The sequence below is a fragment of the Paenibacillus sp. Marseille-P2973 genome, from assembly GCF_018101095.1.
GTDB classification, from domain to species: domain Bacteria; phylum Bacillota; class Bacilli; order Paenibacillales; family Paenibacillaceae; genus Fontibacillus; species Fontibacillus vini.
This window is the reverse complement of the sequence record NZ_JAGQEH010000006.1, coordinates 125,644-143,298: the sequence shown is the minus strand read 5'-3', so window position 1 is coordinate 143,298 and position 17,655 is coordinate 125,644. Positions and strand designations below refer to the sequence as shown.

Annotated in this window: 9 protein-coding genes; 8 read left to right on the top strand and 1 reads right to left on the bottom strand. The window is 45.4% G+C overall.

The genetic code is table 11. The features are described 5' to 3' along the window. Positions 1-34: 34 nt before the first annotated feature. The 7 genes from KB559_RS14535 (at position 35) to KB559_RS14505 (ending at position 13,687) form a co-directional block, all read left to right on the top strand. Positions 35-376: a hypothetical protein gene (locus KB559_RS14535; RefSeq protein WP_211022651.1), complete on the top strand. Its 342-nt coding sequence runs from the start codon at positions 35-37 to the stop codon at positions 374-376. A gap of 509 nt (positions 377-885) precedes the next feature. Next, positions 886-4,221, top strand: a complete 3,336-nt coding sequence (locus KB559_RS14530) for an Ig-like domain-containing domain (RefSeq protein ID WP_211022650.1) — start codon at positions 886-888, stop codon at positions 4,219-4,221. A gap of 224 nt (positions 4,222-4,445) precedes the next feature. Then, on the top strand, positions 4,446-7,001 hold the full coding sequence (locus tag KB559_RS14525) for a hypothetical protein (protein WP_211022649.1): 2,556 nt from the start codon (positions 4,446-4,448) through the stop codon (positions 6,999-7,001). 96 nt (positions 7,002-7,097) lie between these two features. Further along, positions 7,098-7,628, top strand: a complete 531-nt coding sequence (locus KB559_RS14520; RefSeq protein ID WP_211022648.1) for a hypothetical protein — start codon at positions 7,098-7,100, stop codon at positions 7,626-7,628. Positions 7,629-7,746: 118 nt separating this feature from the next. Further along, positions 7,747-8,019 carry an alpha/beta-type small acid-soluble spore protein gene (locus KB559_RS14515; RefSeq protein WP_211022647.1) on the top strand — a complete coding sequence of 91 codons (273 nt, stop codon included), beginning with the start codon at positions 7,747-7,749 and terminating at the stop codon, positions 8,017-8,019. 183 nt (positions 8,020-8,202) lie between these two features. After that, positions 8,203-9,405, top strand: a complete 1,203-nt coding sequence (gene metK / locus KB559_RS14510) for a methionine adenosyltransferase (protein ID WP_211022646.1) — start codon at positions 8,203-8,205, stop codon at positions 9,403-9,405. 253 nt (positions 9,406-9,658) lie between these two features. Continuing rightward, entirely contained in the window at positions 9,659-13,687 is a 4,029-nt protein-coding gene (locus KB559_RS14505) for a SwmB domain-containing protein (protein ID WP_211022645.1), read from the top strand. Positions 13,688-13,903: 216 nt separating this feature from the next. Here the strand turns inward: KB559_RS14505 and KB559_RS14500 are convergent, their stop codons facing one another. Beyond that, a complete protein-coding gene (locus KB559_RS14500; protein ID WP_211022644.1) occupies positions 13,904-14,665 on the bottom strand; it encodes a hypothetical protein in 762 nt (253 codons plus the stop codon). 265 nt (positions 14,666-14,930) lie between these two features. On the opposite strand from KB559_RS14500, the gene KB559_RS14495 reads away from it, so the two are divergent. Beyond that, complete coding sequence (locus KB559_RS14495) at positions 14,931-17,654, top strand: stalk domain-containing protein (RefSeq protein WP_211022643.1); 2,724 nt, start codon at positions 14,931-14,933, stop codon at positions 17,652-17,654. The last annotated feature ends 1 nt before the right edge of the window (position 17,655 follow it).

The window sequence follows — 17,655 nt, the reverse complement described above, 5'->3', positions numbered from 1 at the left end:
ATAGATATTTTTGCAAAAGGGTGAAATTATACAGATGAAACCGATCATGGCAAAACCGCAGTTGGGCTACTCGAAAGCTAAGAGAAAGTTTGAGGATAGATCCCGAGTATTGGAGAAGAAGATTGAGGAGACTGCCAAGCTGCAGGAAGTCACTCAGGAGGTTATGGAAAGCCTGGTACTCGAAACCGGTTTTCATGAGGCGTTTAATGATTTGCGTGCAGCTGAGAATGAGTTGATTGAATGGTCTCATATGACAATGACGCATGAGAAGACGTACAGAGACAACAAACAAGCTATTGACGATATGTATGCCAAGCTTGAGACGGATCCGCAAATGCGCACCCGGATTATCCAGTTGGCGATGAGAGTAAGATAAAAAGGAAGCCCTTTCCTTATATTATTCAAATAAGGCGTCCAATTAGGACGTCTTATTTGCGTTTTAACTACATAGATTATGGGTATTGATAATGGAAAAAGTTGCTTAGTGACTGACAAATTTAAGGGTGTTATACTAATTTCCGTCAGGCGGAAGCGGAGTTAAAATGTTGTAGAAGTGGCGAACCTTAGTAAAGGTAACAATCTTGCAATTTTTTTTCGGAAGTCCGCAACTTTTTCGAATCTCGTGCGTTTAAGATGTAGAGCATTGACAATGATGACCAATTTAGACATCCCAACATGTTCCTTATGGGGAAACTTGTCTATCTATTAGAAAAATTAGCTTTACGGCACTAGGGACTCATTGTATAATGTCTAGGTAGGATTAGGAAACTAGTCTATTTCTACATTCTATTTCGTGTGGTATTGTTTACAAGTTTCTGCGGCTCCCGTCGCAGACCTAATTTATAGGAAACCTGCTCAGGCTCTGGAAAGGGGGTGCAATGGCTAATGAGTAACACGAGCTATTCATTTAAAGAAAACTCTCATGTGATAGTTAATCAAGGAGGAGAAAAAAAGGTTATGAAGAAAATTTTATCCGTAGCTCTGTCTACAGCAATGGCATTCTCCATGTTTGCTTCCGTAGCATTCGGTGCTGATGCTAAATTGACAGACGAACAACAATTCAACGCATTGAAAGAAGCTGGCATTTTGACTGGCTACCCAGATGGTCAATCCCACCTGGAAAAAGCACTGACTCGCGCAGAGCTTGCTAAAATCATCGTTAAATCCATTGGGTTGGAGCCAGTAACTGGCGTAGCAACTTACAAAGATAAGAACTACACAGCTAACCACTGGGCAGCTCCTTTCATTGAAGCCGCTACACAAGCCGGCATCCTCAATGGTAAAGACGCTACTAAGAAATTGTTCGATCCTACTGGCAACGTAACTGTACAAGAGCTTGCAAAAGTTCTGGTAACTGCTTTGAAACTGGAAGTTCCAACTGACGCTAACAACACTGCTAGCGAATGGGCTAAAGGTTATGTAGCAGCAGCTGTTAAAGCTGGTTACCTGCAAGACGGAATCAACTACCAAGCTAACGCTTCCCGCTCCCAAGCAGTAGTTGCAGCATATGCAATTTACGAAGCGGCTCAAATTCCTACAGTAACTAAATACGAAGTTAAGGACAGCAAGAACGTTGAGTTCACGCTCTCCAACGGCGACGTAGTTAAAGTTGCTCTGGAAACAGCTTTGGAAGGTAACAAAGCTACAGACGTTAAGTTCACTCACAACGGTCATGAGTACACTCATAGTGTAACTTGGGTGTTGACTTCTGCTACTAAAGTAGAAAAAGTCAATGCAGATAACCTGAAAGAAGTAGTAGTAACTTTTGATGGCGAAGTTGATAAAGCTACTGCCGAATTGAAAGAAAACTATTCTCTCTCGACTGGTTCTGTTGATTCCGCTTCCCTCTCTGAGGACAAGAAAGTTGTTACCCTCACTTTGGTTGGCAACGGAATTAAAAACCAAGTAGCAAACAAACTTTCGGTTAGTGGTGTTAAAGCTGGTGACAAAGTTATCACGGCTAAGGATATCGCATTTACACCGGTTGACTCTGCTCTTCCTGCAGTAGTTAAAGTTGACTCTTTGGGAACGAAAGCAGTGAAAATCACTTTCTCGGAGCCAATTAAACAATCTCCGATCACTGGTTTCAAACTGGATGGCAAAGCGTTCTATGGCCAACCAACAATTAACAGCCGTGTTGTTACATTGGTAGCTTACGACACATCTGCTTTGACTGTTGGAGAGCACACTTTGACAATTACAAATGTTGAAGATTACTCTGGTCTTAAAAACATTCCAGTTGATCAGAAATTCACTGTAGTTGAAGACAAAACTGCTCCAACAATCGAATCTGTTGAAGCAACGCTTGAAAAAGCGGTTGTAACTTTCAGTGAAGATGTAGATCCAGATACAGTGAAAAAAGAAAATGTTTACTGGAAATCCGGCGACACGAAATACAAAGCAAGCAGCCTGAAATCTTTGGCTGGTAACAAATATGAATTCAATTTCGATGCTGATGTAAAATTGCCTACTTATGAAGTGTCTTTCTTCGTTGAAGGTGTTAAGGACTACTCCGGTAACGAAATTAAAGAAACTTCCAAGTTGGTTAAAGCAGCTGTTGACACTGAGCGTCCTAATGTAATCGACGTTAAGGTGAACAGCACAAATGATGGTTTCACAATTCGCTTCAATAAGAAGCTGAAAGCTGTTAATACTGACAACGTTAAAGTATTGGATAAAGACGGCAAGCTTCGCAGTATCAAAACTATCGGTTTGAATGCTGATAAGAATGCAGTTGTGGTAACTATGTACGAAAAACTGCCAGAAGGCTTGAACACAATCAAAGTAACTGGCATTAAAGACAACACAGCTCTTGAAAACATGATGTTGGATTACACTTATGAAGTAAATGTAGGAGACAAAACTTCTCCTAAATATGACTCTCATGCAGTGAACTTCGATATCAACAATGGCTTCCGTAGAGTAATCGTTGTATTCAATGAAAAGATGGATCCAGCTACTCTGGGTAATGCTGCAAACTACACTGTTACATTCAATGGTGTTGAAAGAGCGTTGCCAGCCGGCACTGACTTGACAGTTACTCAAGATTCCAAGGCTGTTGTAATTGACTTCCCAGAAGAAATCGATGGCGTTAAAGTTCTTAACAACTCGATTTCTCAACTTAAAGTATTTAGCGTGAAGGACGCAGCAGGTAATGTGTTGGATGGATTCACTAGAACTCTTCCAATCAACAACAACGTTACTGCAGCAATGGCAGACATTAATAGTGACCACCCTGGCAATGAAGCTCAATTGCTTGACAACAAGACAATTGAAGTGAAATTTGACCAACCAATCACTAGAGCGACTGCTAGCGACTTTGTTGTGAGTGTTGGTGGATCTGCAGTAGATATCGATAGTGTATCTGCTAACAATACAGGCGTTGTTAAAATTACTCTTAAAAATGAACTGAACACAACTGCAACTGGCACCATTGTAGTTCGGGTTCCAGCTGCTAATGCTATTGAAACAGCAGTTGGTAAAGTTAAGATCAATGCTGACGCTACTACAGCTATCTTGGATAAAGCAGCTCCAGTAGTTGTAGCACCTAAGAATGGTTCGAATGTAGAATTCTACAACGTGCAAGCATCCGCGACTGGTGCGACTTATGATGTAATTGTACCATTCTCCGAAGCTTTGGATTCTGGATCGGCTTCTTACTATGCTAACGACTTGATCGTTACTCGTGAGTTCGACAACAAAGTCTTGACTGCTGGAACAGATTATTCTACTTCGGTGGCTACTGGATCTAACCTCCTGCGTGTGACTATTGCTGCTAACGGCTTCGATTCCAAGTACAAAGTAGAAGTGAAAGCTGCTACTTACATCCAAGATCTTAGCGCAGTTAAGAACAAAGCAGCAGCTAAGGGAGCAATCTCTACAACTGCAGCTATCGATTACAAAGCTGTTGGTGCCCCAACTTTATCGGGTACTTACAAGTCTGCTGACTACACAAAAATTTCTGCAGGCGAAACTGTAGTGCTGACTTTTGATGATGCTATCAATGCAGCGAATATTGCAGCTTTGACAAGCGAACTTCAATCCAAATTGCCTGGTCTGACATTGACTAGCAGCAACAGCACAACGTTTACTTTTACGAACAATGGCGCTGATGTAACAATCAGCACATTGGGTGTAAATGGTAAGATTACTCTTACTGCAGCTAACCTGACTGACGATGAAGGCAATACGCCTACTGCGAATGTTGACGTGCAACTGTAAGAATCAACAAATTATGATTTGAAATGAAGGGCTATCCTAGTCATTACCAATGACAAAGGGTAGCCCTTTGTCTATAAAAATTCCGAACAAAACAATTAATTGCAAAATGTGCTTTTTCACCTGAAATTCAGCCAACTCTAATAAAACAATTCGAAACTTTTCCCCTTCCCCACTCGTTTAAATAGATAAGGTTTCCAGTCAAGGAATGCGGAGGAGGAAAGGTTTTGAAAAATGCAAATAAAGTAGCGGTATTGCTCACAGGTGCGATGATCCTAAGCCAAACGGGTTATCTTGGTACTGGTATAGTAGATGCTGCTACTTCGAAGACTACAACTACGAATAAGTCGACCACAAAGGCTACAACTACTAAAGTAACTACTAACTTAAGTACTTTAGACAAACTTAGTCCAGTTAAATTAAGTGCCAGCAGTTATGTCAAACTAACCGATGTTAATATTCTTACCCAGGATGATGGAAATATACTTACGTATACACTTAACATCTACAATGGGGATAAGAAGGATATTCAACTGATTGATTATTGGTCTAAAGTGAAAACCAAGGGCGGGGCTTCCCTTTCGACACAATTGATCACTAAGGACAAGACAAAAAAGAAAATTGCTCCCCAATCCCAATTGACACTTACGTATTATTCAAAGATTGGTAATATCACATCCGTTAATGATCTAATGTTTGAGTTAATCAAGTGGGACTTTAGCAAGGCGGGTTATGAGAATGTATTAGGAACATTCAAAGTTCCGGCTACGTTTACAACGTTGACTAGTTTAGGACAAACCAAAAAGCTGAGAATTAATGATATTCCGATTCAGACGAAATTGGAAAGCCATCAGCAGTACAAAACAAACGATAAAATATATACCATGGTCACATTAAGCCTACAAAATTTAGGATATAAAGCGTTAGAAGATCCTAAGTACTCATATAATGTGGTGACTACAGACGGAGCAAGTTTTCCTTTGACAGTAGATCAGACTAACACTGATTTTAGGATTCAGCCCCAAGAGAAGAAGAACATTCAGTTGATTGCAGAACTTCCGGCAGCGGCTAAGACAGACAAATTAAAACTTCAAATCATATCGGTTGATGAAGAATTGAAGGCAAGCTTACCGGTTGCTACATATTCAATTCCTTCGGGACAATCAACGAGTTTGCTTATTGAGGGCACAGATTATAAAACCTTTGAAGTTAATAATATTGCTGTAGAAACCCAAATTAGAAACACGAGTGTGAGTGCGGATGAGGAAGAGGCGAATTGGTCGATTAATTTGTACTTCCGGAATACTGGCAATAAAGCTGTGAAACTCCCGAAATATGAGGCTACGCTTACTTCATCTGATGGTTATATATTCCCAATTAGTACAAAATCTTTTGATAATCTAACTTTAAAACCATTAGAAGAAAAAACGATTAGTTTAAGTGCAACTATTCCTGCGTATTTAAAGCAAGATCAAACGGTTTTGCAATTAAGCCAAACTTCCACTGGAGGTGAAGGGGAGACGCAGCAATCCAAAGTGGCTTTCCCCGTAGCTTTTTACTCGCTTCCATACAAGCAGCAAATCGAGGCTACAGATAATGTTAAATATTACGTAGAAAACCAGTATGGTAAATTCAATTTGAAGTTAGGCTCCATTCAAATGCTCCCTTGGTCGGATGGAGATTTGGTGTCCGCTAAATTTACTATCGAAAATACAAGGTCGACAACCGTAAAGTTACCAGATCTGGGCGGCATGCTAAAACTGGATCAAGCTACACTTAGTGGCGATACTCAGGTCGTTACCACGGCCAACTCGATGATTCTGGGACCGTATGGTAAAGCAGATGTTTATTTGTTGGCTAAAGTGCCATACGGGTTAGATTTCCGCCAAGCGAGAATTACCTTGCAAGAAAAGAATGGTGAAGATCTGACCGATTTCTTTACGCTTAATACGAGCAAATCGCAAACTTCGATACCAACTATTAGTAAAGGTACTGAGTACCGTATTGAAACCGCAGGCAAAAATGCCGAGGTCAAGGAACGGCGGACGATGTTCTACTCCGGTGTTTCCTCAAATATTATGTATACCGAATTGGAAGTGAAGAGTGAAGAAACACGCCAGTCTGATCTTTCAAAAATTGAAGCTTATTATAAAACAAAGGACGGCCAATTCTTCCAAGCTACGACAAGCCAACCGGAAGGCTCAACCAGTCCGAACGGCAAGAATTTGGTAACCCTTTGGGCGAAGCTTCCACGTAATTTGGATACCTCCGATATGGTGCTCTACGTTGGAGAGGGGATTAAAGAAGGGAAATTTACGGCTCCTAAAGATCAGTCCACGGGTTATGTCAACGGGGTTGCGTTGGAAATTAATCAACAGAAACAAGAACCTAAACGCAATAGCTTAAGCGGAATTGATTTGTTCCCGTATAATCTATCTATTCCTGCGCTCTCCGGGACACTAGCTGGAGGGTCGGTAAATCTGAAGTTTGATTATCATTTGACGAGAAATAATGAATATGAGATTGGTACCTTTGATCATAAGTTGGTCTTAGAATTTAGAGATGCTGGTGGCAAGTATTTTGAACAAGAACTCAGTCTGGAACAGGATTTAAAAGTAGGAGAAAATCAAACTTATTCCACAACGTTTAGCAATTCTATATTTGAAGAAATGAAGGGCGGTTCTTTTGAAATAACACTTTATGATAAATTCCAGGGAGAAAAAGTGAAATTGGCTAGTCAGGCTTATTATTACTTTACTTCCTCAACCTATACCTCAGATTGATTTAAAATCCCTCCGTCTGGAGGGGTTTTTTGCTTGTTCAAACCTATTAAAACCACTATCATGTAAGTAATAGAAATAGTTTAGGAGGAACATAACGTGAAGACAGCATGGAAAGTAACAGCGGCTGCAGTACTAATCGGTGGAGGTATTTGGGCCGGTTCACTAATGAATTTGACAGCAGAAGGGGCAGGGGTGACTAATCAACCTGGAACCGCTGACGATCCTGTAGTAACCAAGAGTTACGTCGACCAAGCAATCCAACAGGCAATTAAAGGTGGTGGAACCACAACAACTCCAACCACACCCACCAACCCAACAGCACCATCAACAGGTGAAGGAAGCGGAAGTTCATCTGACGCAGTATCTATAGTAGATTTAAAACCGGGGCAGATTCTGATTGCCTCAGCAGGAGCAGAATTTGTTGTTCGCGCTGGAAAAGCAGTTATATACAGCCAAGATTCAAATGGGGTGGCAGATTTAACGGACGGTAAGGACATTGCGAATGGCGGAGCGGTTGCGAATAACCACTTGCTTTCTTTTCCTAGAGATGGGAGAGGGATTCAAGTACAAGAAGGAAACAAGTACAACTTGACTGTTATGGTAAGAGGCGGATATAAAATCCAATAATAAACGAATAATTTCAAGCACATGAATTTGCCAAAAGTAACAAACATTAATAGGGCTAGCCTTGAAGGTCATGCACATACTACATCCGAGGTATAAAATTACTGGAGGTGTATGATCCATGGCAAGAAGTAACCGTAAAATTGTCCCAGAGAGCCGTCAAGTACTTAATCAATGGAAATATGAAATCGCTGCAGAATTTGGGCTGCCCGTCAGTGGAGCTGGAGGCTTGGTTGGAGCGGATACAGAATTTGCAGGTGAGCTTGGTGCCTTTGGTGGTGGAACAAGCACAGGCGGGAGCTGGGGGCATTTAACATCACGGGAAAATGGCTCCGTCGGAGGCGAAATTACAAAACGTTTGGTGGCTCAAGCCCAAAGAGATATGTTATTGTAGGATTTTAATGAACTTGTCCTAATTATTTTGACATGACTTGGCAAATACGTTAATATGACTTTTGAGGATTAACCTTTTCCGCTAAGGAAAAGGTTCATTTTTTATGGGTCCTCAATCACGCCATTATTTTTAGTATTGGATACTTCGGCAATTGCCATACTATCCATAGGGGAGGTTGATTTCATGTCCATACAAGGGCGACACTTATTTACTTCCGAGTCCGTAACGGAAGGACACCCGGATAAAATTTGCGACCAAATCTCCGATGCGGTTCTTGACGCATTTTTGGCCAACGATCCGTATGCACGTGTAGCTTGCGAAGTTTCCGTAGCTACCGGACTGGTTCTGGTGATCGGTGAGATCAGTACAAAGTCGGAATATGTAGATATTCCTGCCATCGTTAGGAAAACGGTAAAAGAGATCGGTTATACACGTGCCAAATACGGCTTTGATTCCAATACATGCGCTGTTCTGACCTCGCTGAATGAACAGTCTGCCGATATTGCTCAAGGCGTAAATGCAGCACTGGAAAACCGCGATCCGGAACAAATGGATAAAGAAACGGAAAATATCGGTGCAGGTGACCAAGGACTGATGTTTGGTTTTGCGACGAACGAAACACCTGAATTAATGCCGCTTCCTATAGCATTATCTCATCGTATCGCACGCCGACTTTCTGAAGTTCGCAAGGACGGAACCCTGGAATACCTTCGTCCCGATGGGAAAACTCAAGTCACCATTGAGTATGTGGATGGAAAGCCTAATCGCGTCGATACCATCGTTGTATCCACGCAGCATGCTGAAGAAATCACACTGGAGCAAATCCAGAGAGATATTAAAGAACAAGTCATTCTTCCTGTCGTTCCGGCAGAATTGTTGGACGAGCAGACCAAATATTTCATCAACCCTACCGGGCGTTTTGTTATCGGCGGACCGCAAGGGGATGCCGGATTAACCGGGCGAAAAATTATTGTCGATACTTACGGCGGATATGCTCGCCATGGCGGCGGTGCCTTCTCTGGTAAAGATCCGACAAAGGTCGACCGTTCCGCTGCTTATGCAGCCCGTTATGTAGCGAAAAACCTTGTAGCCGCAGGCTTGGCTGACAAGGTAGAAATCCAGCTCGCTTATGCTATCGGTGTAGCAACTCCTGTCTCCATCAATGTGGATACTTACGGAACAGGAAAAGTATCTGAGGAGAAGCTGGTCGAATTGGTTCGTGAGAACTTCGATCTCCGCCCAGCGGGAATTATCCGGATGCTGGATCTCCGCCGTCCAATTTACCGTCAGACGGCTGCCTACGGCCACTTTGGACGTACGGACCTGGATTTGCCTTGGGAACGTGTGGACAAGGCTGAGGCGCTTAAGGCTCAAGCGGGATTGTAAAACCAAGGAGGGTATTCTTCACAAAGTGAAGGGTACTCTCTTTTTTCGTGAATAGATCATCTAAAAAACACAATTTAATAGAATAGGTAACTCCTTTTGATGCGAAGCGTGCACAAATGGGGGGTGGAATTTGACTGGAAAATCTAAACTTGTCCGGCCTTTTTGCCGTTAATAAATATAGGTATGCGCTTAATTGCCATGTGCTGAAATAAATACATAGAGCATTCAATCAGTGAGAGGGGAGTACGACAAGATGAGAAAGAAAATTTCGATAGGTTTGGCATTGTTAATGGTCATCAATATGATGTTGGTCGCTTTGGGATCGGCTGCGCCGGCAACATCATTTGCGGTGACATCCATGTTGCCTGCTGGAGGGGCCAAGGGGGTTCCGCTGGAGACCAAAACGATTCAGTTATTGTTTGATCGGGATGTTAAGGCAGGCACGGGGACAATCGAGGTCATTGCTGAGGAGATTGGAAAGCCAGGGTTAGTTACGACTGTATTGACTCAAACTGTTTCTCCGCAAGGTTATGTAACAAAGAGACTGGATCTTACACTGCCGGACAATAATCACCTCGGCACGGGGACACCGTTGATTCCGAATGCAGTCTATCACGTGAAAGGAACGGCGGGGGCTTTTATTGATGCAGGGAATCCGGGGACTGCGTCTGAAGCCTTTGATCTTGTATTTACCAGCCTGAGTGCACCTGGCAGCAAGCCGCCGGCCATAAGTGCTGTCAACCCGTTCTTGCCGGCCACAGGGGCCACGGTGACGGGGACGGACGAGGTATTCAGCCTGACATTTGATAAGCCGATCCTCAAGGGTAACGGCAACATTTATGTAAAGCGAGCTTCAAACAATGACAGTGTGCTGGCGTTATCGGTGCAAGATGCAGGAGTATTAATTAACGATAAGACAGTATCCTGGCAAGTTAGCAATCTGGTCAAAGGAGATCGTTATTATGTTCTAGTAGATCAGGGGGCATTTGTCGATATCGATAACCAGCCATCTGAGGGCATAAGCAATGCACAAAGATGGTTTGTCAATGTAAAAGGAAATCCGGTAGAATGGCATACCAAGACTCCGACAGTTCCTGCCAATAGTGCAGTGAATGTGGGAATCAATGATACGATTCAACTGAACTTCACACGCCCGGTGTATCCGGACAGAGGGACGATTGAATTACAACTGACTGCTCCGTCAAACGGCACGCCAGCTTTGGTTAAGGCCTTTGAAGTTACTTCTTCTGAAGTGAAGGGCGGCGGAACCTCCCAAATCACCATTACTCTACCGCAGATGAACTACAACACCGGATACAAGGTATCCGTGCCGGCAAGGGCCTTCATAGATAGCGATAATAATGACACCGAGATACGTGAGTGGTCCTTCACAACGGGGGCGGCAGCTTCGGGCACGCTTAAAATTAATTCGTTGTCTCCTTCCGACCGGAGTTCAGGAAATGCCGTAACGAGCAAAATGGTTGCTGCATTTAACAACCCGATCATAGATAAGGATTTAAGCAAGGTTTCGCTTAAAAAACAAGGCAACACAGGCGTCGTTCCTGCAGCTGTTAGCGTATCGGGACGCCAACTAATCGTAACGCCTTCCAGTAATCTGCAGGAAGGGGCTACTTATTATGTGGACATCGCTGCCGGCGCAGTTGCGGATAGCGTAACCGGGGCTCCTTTTGACGGTTTGAGCGGCTCATCGAGCTGGACATTCCAAACGTTGACTTCAGATCGGACGGCTCCAGTACTGCAAAGCGCGGTAATGTACAGCAATTCAGTGATTCGATTGTCGTATAACAAAACATTGAATGCTTCTATCAATCTTTTGACATCCAGCTTTTCGGCAACGGTTAATGGAGAGACCCGACGGATTAGTAATGCCTATGCCTCCGGAGAAAGCGTGTACGTGACTTTAGAAACCGGAGTAGCGGTAGGGCAAAATGTGCGGATCAGCTATAGTGGGAGCTCAATCCGTCCGATTCAGGACACTTCCGGCAATGCCGCCGGATCTATCTCAAGCAAGGATGTTACGAACGGCATTGATTCGGTGCTTCCTAAACCGAAAGATGGATCCGTCTCTGGTCGCAGCTTGACTTTGTATTTCAGCGATACGCTGAAAAGTGTCTCCACCTATGCGTATGACCAATTCCGGGTAACCGCCGATGGCTACTCCAAAGGTGTTGACTCCATCTATCAAAGCGGCTCGACAGTGACCTTATATTTGACCAACTCTATATCCAATGGAGAAGTCGTAAAGGTATCTTATTCACCTGGATCATACCCGTTGCAGGACTACCGGGGGCAAAATATTTCCGGATTTGACGATTACTATGTCCGGAACACCTACGATACGGTAGCGCCTGAATTTACAGGAGTGGGGGGGGCGGGCAACAAAATTGTGCTCAGTTATAACGAAGCCCTGAGAACGACCCCGCTTCCGATGAAAAGCCAATTCTCTGTCCTGGTTAACAATTCGCCGGTTTATGTCACAGCAGTTGAGATTGTTTCCAATCAAGTGATCCTGACGCTGGCGTCGTCGTTCACAAAGGAACAGGCCGTCACACTATCTTATGTGTCCGGGTCGGGCGGAATTTCCGATTTGAACGGCAACTTGGCGGGGTACATTAATCTCCAGCCCGTAAATTACAATGTGATCACTGAAGGGATCCGTTCAGCGGTAATTCAAGGGGATACGATTACAATTACCTATAATACGTCCCTTAGAACGGTATCTTCGTTCCCGTTAAATCAATTTTATGTAACGGCAGATAAAACTTCTCAAACCATACAATCCGCTTCTGCCAGCGGCAATACGGTGATCGTAAAATTGGCTAATCCGGTGACATCCCTTCAAGCCATCGAAATATCTTACATGTCGGGATCAACCTTACTGTATGACACTTCTGGCAACGTAATGAAGGGCTATACCTCAATGCCGGTGACGAACGCGACGAGCTCTTCGGCGAATACAGGTATTATCGGGCAGCCATCTTACGTATCCTTGATGTCAGCGATTGATTTTGGACAAACGGGATACGTTCTGGACACAAATGCGGCACAAATCACGGCGGACCGATCGAGATACGGACAGACGATTTCCAAGTACACCTTGGACAGTACCAAATTAAAAGGGGCCTTCGATTTCTTGATCGACAATAACAGCTCGGTGCAAATGCTGGCTTTTGAAGTGCCTGCTACTGAAAAAGCAGCGGAAGTCGCCGTTCCAATGAACCCGCTCATGGAAGTATACAGCACTGGTAAAACAGCTTCCTTTGCTGTGAAGTACGGAAATAATCTGTATGTACTTCCTGTGCAGAGCTTGCCGTATACTGAAATTTCCCGGTCGCTGGGCAACGGGTCGTTCTCATCGGTGAACCTTGTGATCAGATTAGAGGCGGTTTCCAAAGTCATGTTACCTTCGCTCCCTTCCAGCGGGGCCGTCACGGTGAGCTCTTTGGCCGATCCGGTGGAAGTTTATGTAACGGCAAATAGCGGATCCAATCAAGTTGAAGTCGCCTATAAAGGACAACTTTATATCAAGACTTCTAAACAGCTGCCGTCCGTTACCTCTTCACTGGTTAAATATGATCTGTCTAACCGTATGGTAGCCTACATGCCGTCAGCGGTTAAGACCAGCGGAGCAGGTGTAATATTTATAGCTAAAATCAATGGAAATACGGTTGTTGGGCCTGCTGTAGGCTACGGGTACTTCGAGGATACGGCAAACCATTGGGCGAAAAATGACATCGCCGAACTAGCCGGCAAGATGATCGTTGACTCGGCCTCCGCCAGCAAAAGTTATAAATTTGAGCCGGACAAAAAAATTACGCGCGCTGAATTTGCCACCTTCCTGGCCAAAGGGCTCGGTCTTCCTCTGGATGTGACAAGCGCAAGCCGGTTCCCCGATGTAACGGCATCAAGTACGACGGGATTATATATCGGGGCTGCGGCCAAAGCGGGAATCATCAACGGGTATCCCGACGGAACCTTCAAGCCGAACAACTACATCACCCGGGAGCAGATGGCGCTCATGATGGTAAGAGCTATGGAGTATGCCGGGTATAATACCTCGGCGAACGGGGCGAGCACACAGACCTTAACCCGATTCAAAGACGGCGCCAAAATCCAGGCCAAGGACACGGTCGCAATAGCGGTAAAAGAGGGGATTATTCAAGGTGTATCCGCGAATTTGTTCCAACCGGGCGGTAACGCAACCCGTGCCCAAGCCGCTGTCATGCTTAAACGCGTGCTGGATAAACTGAATAATATTTAAGTGCGAGTTCAAAAGGTCAGGTTATCAGGACCAAAGCGTATGCTTCCAAAGTGCGTTTTTACAAAAGGCTGCAGGTTGGATGAAGCTAGGGACTGAGTAGCGGAGCGTACGCTTTAGTACGTGAGCAACGGAAGGCCCGGCTGAATTCAAGATTCGACGTCAAATTCGCTTCATGATCTACTTCGTCGTGGAAAGATGACTTTTTGAATAACCTTTTTAATTACAAATGCCTTCCGGTGCCCTCTGGGTCACTGGGAGGTTTGTTTTTGTATATAACGCCTCAACCCGTTTATTAAGCACAGCTTCATCCATCAATTCATCCTCTCCTCGGATCAGTTCATAATAGTGGATTCCTTCACTTGCTTTGGTGCATAGGGGGCGGAGCCAACCTGCTTGACATAAAGACTGCAGCATTCTAACGGCGGCTTGATGGTCGGTATTAAAGTGCTCTGCGACATTTTGGGAGCAGATCGGAAGAGGTGAGTTTAGCGCGAGGCGAATCATTTCCATTTCCGCTAATAATGGACGATCTGTAGAGTGTAGGCCTGGCTGGTAACGGATGAGCAGCATCTGGAGCAAGTATTTACATAATTCGGGCCGTTGCTCCACATCGTCGTAGGCAAGAGAAATGACCCGGTAGCCTGAGGCTTGAAGAAATAGCTCGCGGTTCAACCCGTCGGCATAGTCCTCGCGATTTGCTACTCTTTCATAGGCGTTATCTTTAATTTCGATCAGGAATTTCAGATGCCCCGGCAAATAAGCAAAATCCGCGAAATGGCCCTTCCCGCACCAATCGCGAACCTCGTATTCCGGATACAGATGATCCAAGTTGCCGAACAGCGGCCACCATACATTTTTGAGAAATTGCATTTCTTCGTAACCGTGATTTACGGAAAGCAGTTCCTCTCGATCCTTGGATTTGGAATCCATGTGAGACTTCAAAAAGACTTCATACGCCAATTCAAACTTTCCTGTCATAGCACTTACCGACCCCCAAATTGATTTATAAGCACAAAAAAGCCCCAACCCTCTGAATCAATCAGATTGTCAGGACGTTCTTCGTCACTTTATAGGGTAATTATAGCAATTATGTATATAGTAGTCCAACTGTAATTCCATGAAATTTGCTTTTTTTCGTAACTTTTCCGGCATTTTGTAGTCTATTATTTATGTACTAGATTCCCGCGGGTGGACAGAGCCCGGGATAACAGATTGCAATAAGATGGGAGAGTAGCTTACAAAAATGGTTGTTAAGAGAGAGGAAGCCGGGAAAAGGGCTAAAATAGTGCGGATGGCGGCTGGCCAAGGTAAAAAACTGATTCTGGTCTCATTAGCGGGCTTGATCTGGATTCAGCCGATGGTTTTAATGGAGCCGTTTGGAAGAACAACGTCTACCGTATATGCGGCGGAAAGTCAGGCGACCAAATTAGGAACTGAAGACATTACGTCCGGCGCGAAGCTGGTAAAATATCAATATACAACAACGCGCTCAGGTAAACAGGTAAAAGTACTGGCCGATGTAATTGAAGTGGATCTGAGCAATCCTTATGTCCAATTGGATGTGATGACAGGCAAAGGGGGCCAAGTGACGACTAGACAATCCGTGGAAGGCATGGCGCAAGAAACCGGTGCGGTAGCCGGCGTGAACGGCGACTTCTTTGCCACGGGAGGACAAGGCGTGCCGATGGGTGCGGCCGTGTCTCAAGGAACGCTGGTAACCAGCCCGGCGAAGCTTCAGGGGATGTTTACATTTGGCGTGAGAAGCGATAATACGCCGGTGATTGACCGTTATAATTTTACGGGTACCGTGATGGCGGAAGACGGGTCGACATTCCCGCTTACGGGGATTAACCAGGAGTCTTATACGACGGAACCGGACAAAGCGTACAGCCACGTGAATAATATGTTCATCTATACAAGCGCTTGGAAATCCGAGGAACGCCCGAAAGCAAGCGGAACGACTCCGACCGAAGTGCTGGTGCAGGGAGGCGTTATTCAACAAATATCCTATCAAACTGCGATTCCCGGACAGGTACCTTCGGACGGCTATATTTTGCGTGCGCATGGACAAGCTGCAGACTTTATCGCCACGCATATGACGGTGGGCCAGCGGGTGGATGCTTCCTACCAACTCGTTTCTCAAACTAGCGGCCAGCAAGTGAATCCGTCGGAATTCAAGATGATGATCGGCGGGCACACCCTCTTGGTAGATGGAGGTAAGGCATCGGCTTTTACTCGTTCCACCACGTCGATTAGCGGCGGCAGCGCTGTTGCCCGTACTGCGGTCGGCTATTCGCAAGACGGGAAGAAAGTATACATTATCACGGTTGAAAAGAATGGTTCCAGCTCCGGTCTGACATTGGCTGAGCTGCAGAAATTCATGGTTTCGATCGGCGTCTGGAAAGGTGTCAATCTGGACGGCGGCGGGTCTACGACGATGGTTACCCGCCCTCTAGCGGAGACGGAGGCGAAACTGACCTTTACAACCTCAAACGGCTCGGCTGGGCAACGTGCAGTGGCCAACGGGCTTGGGGTGTATACGACAGCGCCTCAAGGAGCGTTGAAAGGATTGAAGGTTAGCGGGGCTTCTACCTTGCTGATCGGTCAAACCGCTGCATATTCGTTAAAAGGCTACGACATCTACTTTAACCCGGTGGATGCGGCCGGCATTCAGGCGACCTGGAAATCGGACAACGGCAATGTTGCCTGGACCGGGGAAGGGTTTAAGGGTATAAAAGCAGGAACCTCGAAAATTACGGCGGTAAGTGGGGACGGCAAGGACAGCATGGAAGTGACAGTGCTTGGCGGGGCGGACCTGAGTAGCCTGACGCCTGTAACGACCTTTGCTTCCCTGGAAGCCGGGGTTTCGGTATCCGTACCGGTTACTGCCAAACTTAAAAACGGAAATACCGTGAACGTTCCGGATGAGTCCGTGAAGTGGGAATTCACAGGGATGAAGGCAAGCGTCCAGAATGGAGTGCTTAGCGTTCAATCCGTAAACAATGGAGCAAAAGTAGCTTACGCTACGCCTAAATATGATGGATTCAGCGGTACGCCGATCGTATTCTCGGCTTCTTCGGAGCAGGTTTGGGAGAATTTCGAGAATGCCACTTACCCTGTATCGTTTACAGGATTGCCGGCTGAAGCCAAAGGAACGGCTGCTATTGTTCAGGGAACCGGGGAACGCGAGAAATCCAAAGTGTTGAAATTGGATTACGATCTTACCGGGGGCAGCGGCAACAAGTTCGCTTACGCTCAGATCAATGGCACGACAGGCAAAACCATTCCGGAAGGCGCCACTTCGATGGCGATCGACGTCTTGGGCGACGCCAGTCTGAACTGGCTGCGGGCCGAGTTCGCCGATGCGGACGGCAAGAGCATCTACGTGGATCTCGCGCGGCCGCTTGATTTCACCGGCTGGAAAACAATCACCGTGGATCTGACCGCTAGCGCCATCAAACATCCGGCCAAGCTGAAACGGCTGTATGTCGTCAATTTGGAAGAGGGACAAGATGAACGCGCCTTGACCGGTAGCGTATCTTTTGACAATATTCGTTTTACGGCACCTGTTACGGGTGGGGATACCGGACTGCCTAGCGCAACTGTAACAATGGTAGCCGGTCAGAGCAGCATGACGGTTGACGGTAAGAAGCAAACGCTGGATGTTGCTCCGTTGATCAAGGACGGAACGACGTATGTTCCGATCAAATATGTGCTGGATGCTTTTGGCGGACAAGCGGCCTGGAATGCAAAGGCGAAGAAAATTACCGTAACGCGTGGTACTACAGTCCTTGAATTAACGGTCGGCAAGAAGGAATATATGTTGAACGGGGCTGCGAAACAGTCCGCAGTTACTCCGATCATAGCCAATAATAGGACTTTAGTACCTCTAAGATTGGTGTCTGAACAACTAGGAATTAACGTAAATTGGGAAAAGAAAACCAAAACGATTACCCTTCAATCGTGAT

Coding starts and splice junctions, on each gene's coding strand:
- KB559_RS14495 (WP_211022643.1), top strand. CDS start 14,931: ATGGTTGTTAAGAGAGAGGAAGCCGGGAAAAGGGCTAAAATAGTGCGG.
- metK (WP_211022646.1), top strand. CDS start 8,203: ATGTCCATACAAGGGCGACACTTATTTACTTCCGAGTCCGTAACGGAA.
- KB559_RS14535 (WP_211022651.1), top strand. CDS start 35: ATGAAACCGATCATGGCAAAACCGCAGTTGGGCTACTCGAAAGCTAAG.
- KB559_RS14500 (WP_211022644.1), bottom strand. CDS start 14,665: ATGACAGGAAAGTTTGAATTGGCGTATGAAGTCTTTTTGAAGTCTCAC.
- KB559_RS14505 (WP_211022645.1), top strand. CDS start 9,659: ATGAGAAAGAAAATTTCGATAGGTTTGGCATTGTTAATGGTCATCAAT.
- KB559_RS14530 (WP_211022650.1), top strand. CDS start 886: ATGAGTAACACGAGCTATTCATTTAAAGAAAACTCTCATGTGATAGTT.
- KB559_RS14515 (WP_211022647.1), top strand. CDS start 7,747: ATGGCAAGAAGTAACCGTAAAATTGTCCCAGAGAGCCGTCAAGTACTT.